Origin of the sequence: Zoogloea ramigera (assembly GCF_006539865.1) — a bacterium.
Lineage (GTDB): Bacteria > Pseudomonadota > Gammaproteobacteria > Burkholderiales > Rhodocyclaceae > Zoogloea > Zoogloea ramigera.
On the sequence record NZ_BJNV01000120.1, the window covers coordinates 1 to 6,733 of the forward strand.

Sequence of the window (6,733 nt, forward strand, 5' to 3'; positions counted from 1 at the left end):
ACGGGCATCTCCTTGCCGGCCTTGCGCAGGGCCTGCAGGACACGCCAACCATCGAGCCCCGGCAGCATCACGTCGAGCACGATGAGGTCGTAAGCTTCAGTCATCCCGAAGTGCAGTCCGTCCATGCCGTCCCGGACCAGATCCACATTGAAGCCGGCTTCAACCAGCCCTTGCTTGAGGTAGTCCCCTGTTTTGGGTTCATCCTCGACGATTAGTATTTTCATGGTCTTCCTCGCAGCATTCTCCATTTGGCAGCATTAGTTTGGCGCAAGCCACTTCCATTCTTCCCAAGATTACAAAGATGTAATTCCCGGGTCAGTCTCCTGTCGGTTTTTGCGCCGCACACTGCTCGCCATGGGAACACCAGATTCCCGAGGTATCCCTTTGACCCCATGGAGACGACCGATGCGATCAATCCTGCTCGGACTGCTGGCACTGGCCTTGACGAAAAGCGTCGTGGCTACTGAGCCGCCCACCCTGGAGCCTGCTTCCAGGACTTCCCCTTATGCGTCTTCCTTGTCCGATTATCGTGCCTGGTCGGACGCCCCCGTTGGCGGGTGGCGAGCGGCCAATGAAGGAGTCCTGCGTACAGGCGGCACGCATGCAGGCCATGCGGCACCTGCCAATACCGATGGGGCTTTGCAGAAGGAGAGCGGAGTGACGCCGCCGCCTTCAGCGCCAGCCCATACCGGCCATCACCATTAGGAATTCGTCATGCGCTCAACCCTATCCGCACGACACTTTGGCTCCACCAAGACGCTGAACGCCCTGGTGCTTGGAACGCTGGTTCTGAGCGGCTGTGCCAGCTTCTCCCCGGACGGAGGCTTCGACACCGTCCGGGAAACGACCCGCGCCCGTATTGGTGCCGATGCCCAATGGGTCAGGAGCGACGAGGCCCGCAAGGAGATCGATACACGTGTGATCGAGCTGCTGGCCAAGCCCCTGGCGGCTGAGGATGCTGTTCAGGTCGCCATTTACAACAACCGGGGACTCCGCGCCGCATTCTACGATCTTGGGATCAGCGAAGCCGAGATGGTCCAGGCCGGGCGCCTGCCGAACCCCCATTTTTCGATGCTTCGTACCAGCCGCGCCGAGAATGGGGTACGCGAATTCAAGATCGAACAGGTGCTGACCTTCAACCTGTTCGCGCTGATCACCATGCCGCTTGCCGTGGAGGTCGAGAAACGCAACTTCGCCCAGACCCAGCGCATGACGGCACTGGAGGTGGCGAGGCTGGCCTCCGAGACGCGCAAGGCCTACTTTGGTGCCATCGCGGCCGAAGAGTCGGTCCGTTACCTCCGAAAAGTAAAGCAGGCGGCGGAAGCCGGCGCTGGCCTGGCCCGCAAGATGGCGGAAGTCGGTAACTTCAACCGGCTGCAGCAGGCGCGCGAGCAAGGCTTTTATGCCTCCGCAGCCCTCGAACTGGCTCGGGCCGAGCAAGCCAGCATTGCGGCACGGGAGCGGCTGACCAAGCTGCTGGGCTTGCCATCACCCCAGGCGATTCGACTCCCCGAGCGCCTGCCAGATCTGCCCAAGTTGCCCGACGAGCTGCCGGCAGTCGAGCAAACGGCACTGGATCAGCGCCTTGATCTCCAGGCGGTCCGTCTCGAAACCGAGGCGCTGGCCAAGAACCTTGGCCTCACCCAGGCCACACGCTTCATCAACGTGCTGGAGTTCGGGCCGGCGCGTGTCCTGGAGGGAACACGAGATAGCGGCTACAAGCGCGGCTACGAAGTGAGTTTCGAACTCCCGATCTTCGACTTTGGCGGCAGCAAGGTTGCCAAGGCGGAAGCCATCTATGGCCAGGCCGTTGAACGTGCGGCGGAAGCTGCCATCAACGCCCGTTCGGAAGTCCGCGAAGCCTATTCGGCATATCGCAACAGCTTCGACATTGCAAAGCATTACCGGGACGAAATCGTGCCGCTCAACAAGCGGATCGCCGAAGAGAACCTACTGCGCTACAACGGCATGCTGATCGGGGTCTTCGATCTGCTTGCCGACGCCCGCTCCCAGATCAGCAGCGTGAACAGCTACATCGAGTCCCTGCGTGACTACTGGATTGCCCAGAGTGATCTACAAATGGCCCTGATCGGCAAGCCCTCCTTGGCCGCCGCCGCGCGCACTTCCCCGGCCAGCACCGGCCGTCCGGATCACTGAACCGAAAGGACACCCGATGACATCCCGTCGCGCATTCATCCAAAGCCTGGGCCTGACCGGTGGCGCCGTGGCCGCGGCCTCGGTCAGTTCCGTCGCCATGGCCGCACTTCCTGAACTCATCCTGAAGGAGGATCCGAACACGGCGCCTCCGCATTTCCCGCGAGGCGTCACCGGCGCCGGTCGGCCCTATAACCCGGTGGTCACCCTCAACGGCTGGACGTTGCCGTGGCGCATGAACAAGGGCGTCAAGGAGTTTCACCTTGTGGCCGAGCCGGTTGTGCGGGAGATCGCTCCTGGCATGAATGCCCACCTGTGGGGTTACAACGGACAAAGCCCCGGCCCAACGATCGAAGTGGTCGAAGGCGACCGGGTCCGCATCTTCGTCACCAACCGCCTGCCCGAGCACACGACCATTCATTGGCACGGGCAACGCCTGCCCAGCGGAATGGATGGTGTCGGCGGACTCAATCAACCTCAGATTCCCCCTGGCAAGACCTTCGTCTACGAGTTCGTGGCACGCCGGCCAGGCACCTTCATGTATCACCCCCACGCCGACGAGATGACCCAGATGGCGATGGGCATGATGGGCTTCTGGGTTACCCATCCGAAGGAGCGGCACCCCCTTATCGACGAGGTGGACCGGGATTTCTGCTTCCTCCTGAACGCCTACGACATCGATCCCGGCAGCTACACACCGAAGGTGAACACGATGCTCGACTTCAACTTGTGGACCTTCAACAGTCGGGCATTTCCGGGCATCGACTCCCTCAATGTGCGCCAGAACGACCGGGTACGTATCCGCGTCGGCAACCTGACGATGACGAATCATCCGATTCACTTGCATGGTCACGAATTCACGGTCACCGGCACCGACGGCGGCCCGACGCCCAAGGGGTCGCGCTGGCCGGAAGTGACGACCGACATCGCCGTCGGGCAGATGCGTCAAGTCGAGTTCATCGCCAACGAAGCCGGTGACTGGGCCTTCCATTGCCACAAGAGCCACCACACGATGAATGCGATGGGCCATGACGTGCCGACGATGATCGGGGTCGATCACCGGGAGGCCGCCAAGCAGATCACCGATCTCATTCCCGACTACATGGTGATGGGAGCGCGCGGCATGGCCGACATGGGTGAAATGGAGATGCCGCTGCCGGACAACACCCTTCCGATGATGACAGGCCAAGGCCCCTATGGTGCGGTGGAGATGGGCGGCATGTTCACTGTCCTGAAAGTCCGTGCCGAGCAGAAGGTCGGCGATTACTCCGACCCCGGCTGGTACAAGCAGCCTCCCGGCACCCGTGCCTATGAATGGACCGGGCCCGCCGCTGAGCCGCCGCGCGCAAAAACCCAGGGGGGGCAATCCATGCCGGCGACGGGCAAGCCCGCAGCAACCGAAGTGCAGGTCCGAAAGCCCGGCCCGCATTCCGGTCACTGAGTTCCACTCACGATAACAAGCACTGAGGAACCCCATCATGAACAAGACTCTGATCACCCTGGCGGTTCTGGCTGCCGTGGGTGCGGCTTCAGGGGCCGTCCTTCTTTACTCCGGCGCCATCAACGTTGCCGCCGACGAGCCCCATCACCCGCTGACCTATCGTTTGCTCGAATTCGCGCGTGAGCGCTCCATCGCAGTTCGGGCAAGTGAGATCAAGCCGCCTGTTGATCTGACGAATCCGGAACGGGTCCGCCGGGGCTCGGGTAACTACGACGCGATGTGTGTGGGATGTCACTTGTCTCCGGAAGCAGAGGACTCGGAGATCCGGAAAGGGCTCTATCCGACACCCCCAAAGCTGACCGTCAAGCCCGAAGCTGCGCTCGACCCCCAATTCGCCCAGGCCCGTCAGTTCTGGATCATCAAGCACGGAATCAAGGCTTCAGGCATGCCCGCCTGGTCGAAGGGCGGGATGGAGGATGAAGCGATCTGGGATCTGGTTGCCTTCCTCCAGAGGCTGCCCGGGCTGACTGCGGCGGACTACACGGCGCTTGTGGCATCCAGCGAGGGACACAGTCACGGTGGGCTTGATGCCCATGACGCTCATGAAGACCATAGCGACCATGCCAAGGATGAACCCGTCTCTCCCGTCGTCGTGGAGAAGAAGGGGCACACGCATCCGCCCGGCTTCAAGCACACACACTAGGGGCCCAAGGACCACAGAGCCTCTGCCTGAAGATTACAGAAATGTAATTTTCAGGACAGCTTCTCGTCGGTGTGGGCTTGCCAGAATGAGCCATCCCAACCACCAAAGGAATCGTCATGAAACTGCAGACGCTGATCTTGTCGTCCGTGCTGGGCCTGATGGCAGGCACCGCCCTGGCTGGGGCCTCGGTTGATGTGTACAAGAGCCCGTATTGCGGTTGCTGTGGGAAGTGGGTCGAACACATGCGTGCCCAGGGCTTCGACGTGAAGACGCATGACGTGGAAGACGTTCCGGGGCAGCGCAAGAAGCTCGGCATGCCCGACGCTTACGGGTCGTGCCACACGGCCAAGGTCGGCAACTACCTCATCGAGGGGCATGTCCCGGCGGCGGATGTCCAGCGCCTGCTGAAAGAGAAGCCCAAGGCCGTTGGCTTGGCGGTTCCCTCCATGCCGCCGGGCTCCCCTGGCATGGAAAGCGCCAAGCCGATGCCCTACGAAACGCTGCTCGTCAAAGCCGATGGTTCGACCAGCGTGTTTGCCCGTCACTGAATTCCGATATCTCTCTTGAAGGAAATTTCCATGAAAACTCCGTTGATTGTCCTGGCAACCGTCCTGGGTTCCGTGTTTTCCATTCCGGCCATCGCCGCCAATGAGCATGCCGATCACGCCGCCATGCACGGCGAAAAAAACGGTGTTTCCGCCCAGATGACGGATGGCCTCGTGAAGAAGGTGGACAAGTCGGCCGGCAAGCTCACCCTGTCCCATGGCCCGCTGCCCAACGGCATGCCGGCGATGACCATGGTGTTCCGCGTCAAGGATCCAGCCTGGCTGGATCAGCTGAAGGCCGGTGACAAAGTCCGCTTCATGGCAGATCAGATCAACGGTGCAATGACCGTGGTGCATCTGGAGCGCAACTGAGTTGTTCGTGTTGCCATGTATCGGGTCGACATATCGATTCTCAATCATGAGCAACTGACCGGGTTGCTCATGATTAGTGGCGGCGCCGGGCTTGTGCTGGGCGTGCTGTGGTTCTGGCTTCTCAGGAAGCGGCCCGATCCGGAGTCGAAGAGAATCGCCAAGGCGCCGTCGCGTGAGCGCAAGGGGCGACGTAAGACGTGACGGCTTTCTGGTGAAGTGGCTTCACTTGCCAGAGTCCGACAATATTCAGGGAGTCATCAATGAAGATGCGTACGAAACCGCGCGCAATTTGGTTGTACGCCGTGCTGCTGGGGGCATTCAGTCTGGTTGCGCATGCCCAGGACGTCCCGCTTGGTGCCAACGTCGAGTCGCTGCTGGACTTCGCCCGCAGCCGCAATCCTGAATACGCCTCGATGCGCTACGAGGCTGAAGCCGCCGCCGAGCGGGTCACGCCGGCCGGCGCCTTGCCGGACCCGAAGTTTCGTACCGAACTGCGTGACATCACCCGCATGGGCGAGCAGAACCCGACGCTGGCGCCGGCCCGCGTCGGCAGCACGCGCTACCTGCTGATGCAGGACGTGCCATGGCTCGGCAAGCGCGACCTGAAGCGGGAGATCGCCGAACTCGACGCGCGTGGCGCCGACGGCCGCGCCAGCGGCACTTGGGCGGAGCTCGCCGCCCGCATCAAGACCGCTTACTCGCAGCTTCAGTACGTGCATCGCAACGAGCAACTGACCCGCGAAATCCTCGACCTGATGACACGCCTGGAGAAAATCGCCCAGGTGCGCTACGCAGGTGGCTTGGCAGCTCAGCAGGACGTGATTCGGGCGCAGGTGGAGCAAACCGGCATGAAGAGTGAGTTGGTTGCCCTAGAGAATGAGCGCCGGCAATGGCAGGCGAGGCTGAATGCCCTCCTTGCAAGGCCCAGCGCGTCCCCACTTGCAGTGCCAGAGCGGCTGAGAACGCTGCCAGCCCCGGCCCAGCTCGACCCGCTGGCTCTTGAGGAGCGTGTGCGGACAAAGAACCCGCAGCTCTTTGCCGAAGAGGCCCGGATCCGCTCGGCCGAGAAGAGTCGCGAACTGACTTACAAGAACCGCTACCCGGACTTCACGCTGGGTGTCTCTCCGATCCAGTACCAGGGTTCCGTGAAGGAATGGGAGCTGATGGTCGAACTGAACCTGCCCCTGCAGCAGGGCTCCCGCCGTGCCCAGGAGCGCGAGTCGGAGGCCATGTTGTCGGCCGCCCAAGCCCGTCGCGACGCTACCGCCAACCAGGTTTTGGGGGAACTGGCCGAGAACCTGTCCGGCTTCGACGCCGCCCGGCGCACCGAAGCCCTTGCCGCAACCAGCTTGTTGCCGCAATCCGAACTGACTTTCAAGGCGGCATTGGCCGGCTACGAAACCGGCAAAGTGGATTTCGCCACCTTGCTCGACGCCCAGCGGCAGATCCGTCAGGCCCGTCAAAACCGTATCAAGGCCCAGGCCGACGCGCAGATGCGCCTTGCAGAAATCGAACGAA

The 6,733-nt window shown here is 62.0% G+C and carries 8 protein-coding genes; 7 read left to right on the forward strand and 1 reads right to left on the reverse strand.

The window, feature by feature from the left end; translation table 11 throughout:
* A partial coding sequence (locus ZRA01_RS19555) for a response regulator (protein ID WP_141355053.1) occupies nt 1-224 on the reverse strand: 224 nt, incomplete at its 3' end.
* Between the two features lie 490 nt (nt 225-714).
* Here ZRA01_RS19555 and ZRA01_RS19560 point away from each other — a divergent pair.
* The 7 genes from ZRA01_RS19560 to ZRA01_RS19590 all read left to right on the forward strand — a co-directional run.
* The gene (locus tag ZRA01_RS19560) at nt 715-2,157 is read left to right on the forward strand and encodes a TolC family protein (protein ID WP_141355054.1); all 1,443 of its coding nucleotides are present in this window, start codon (nt 715-717) and stop codon (nt 2,155-2,157) included.
* A 16-nt stretch (nt 2,158-2,173) separates the two neighbouring features.
* Nucleotides 2,174-3,595, forward strand: a complete 1,422-nt coding sequence (locus tag ZRA01_RS19565; protein WP_141355055.1) for a multicopper oxidase family protein — start codon at nt 2,174-2,176, stop codon at nt 3,593-3,595.
* A 37-nt stretch (nt 3,596-3,632) separates the two neighbouring features.
* Nucleotides 3,633-4,298: a c-type cytochrome gene (locus tag ZRA01_RS19570; RefSeq protein WP_141355056.1), complete on the forward strand. Its 666-nt coding sequence runs from the start codon at nt 3,633-3,635 to the stop codon at nt 4,296-4,298.
* A gap of 116 nt (nt 4,299-4,414) precedes the next feature.
* Nucleotides 4,415-4,846 (forward strand): DUF411 domain-containing protein, encoded by a 432-nt coding sequence (locus ZRA01_RS19575; RefSeq protein ID WP_141355057.1) that lies wholly within the window; start codon nt 4,415-4,417, stop codon nt 4,844-4,846.
* A 15-nt stretch (nt 4,847-4,861) separates the two neighbouring features.
* Complete coding sequence (locus ZRA01_RS19580) at nt 4,862-5,215, forward strand: copper-binding protein (protein WP_246093776.1); 354 nt, start codon at nt 4,862-4,864, stop codon at nt 5,213-5,215.
* 15 nt (nt 5,216-5,230) lie between these two features.
* Entirely contained in the window at nt 5,231-5,416 is a 186-nt protein-coding gene (locus ZRA01_RS19585) for a hypothetical protein (RefSeq protein WP_141355058.1), read from the forward strand.
* Between the two features lie 59 nt (nt 5,417-5,475).
* Nucleotides 5,476-6,733, forward strand: a 1,258-nt coding sequence (locus tag ZRA01_RS19590) for a TolC family protein (protein WP_141355059.1), incomplete at its 3' end; no start/stop codon positions are given.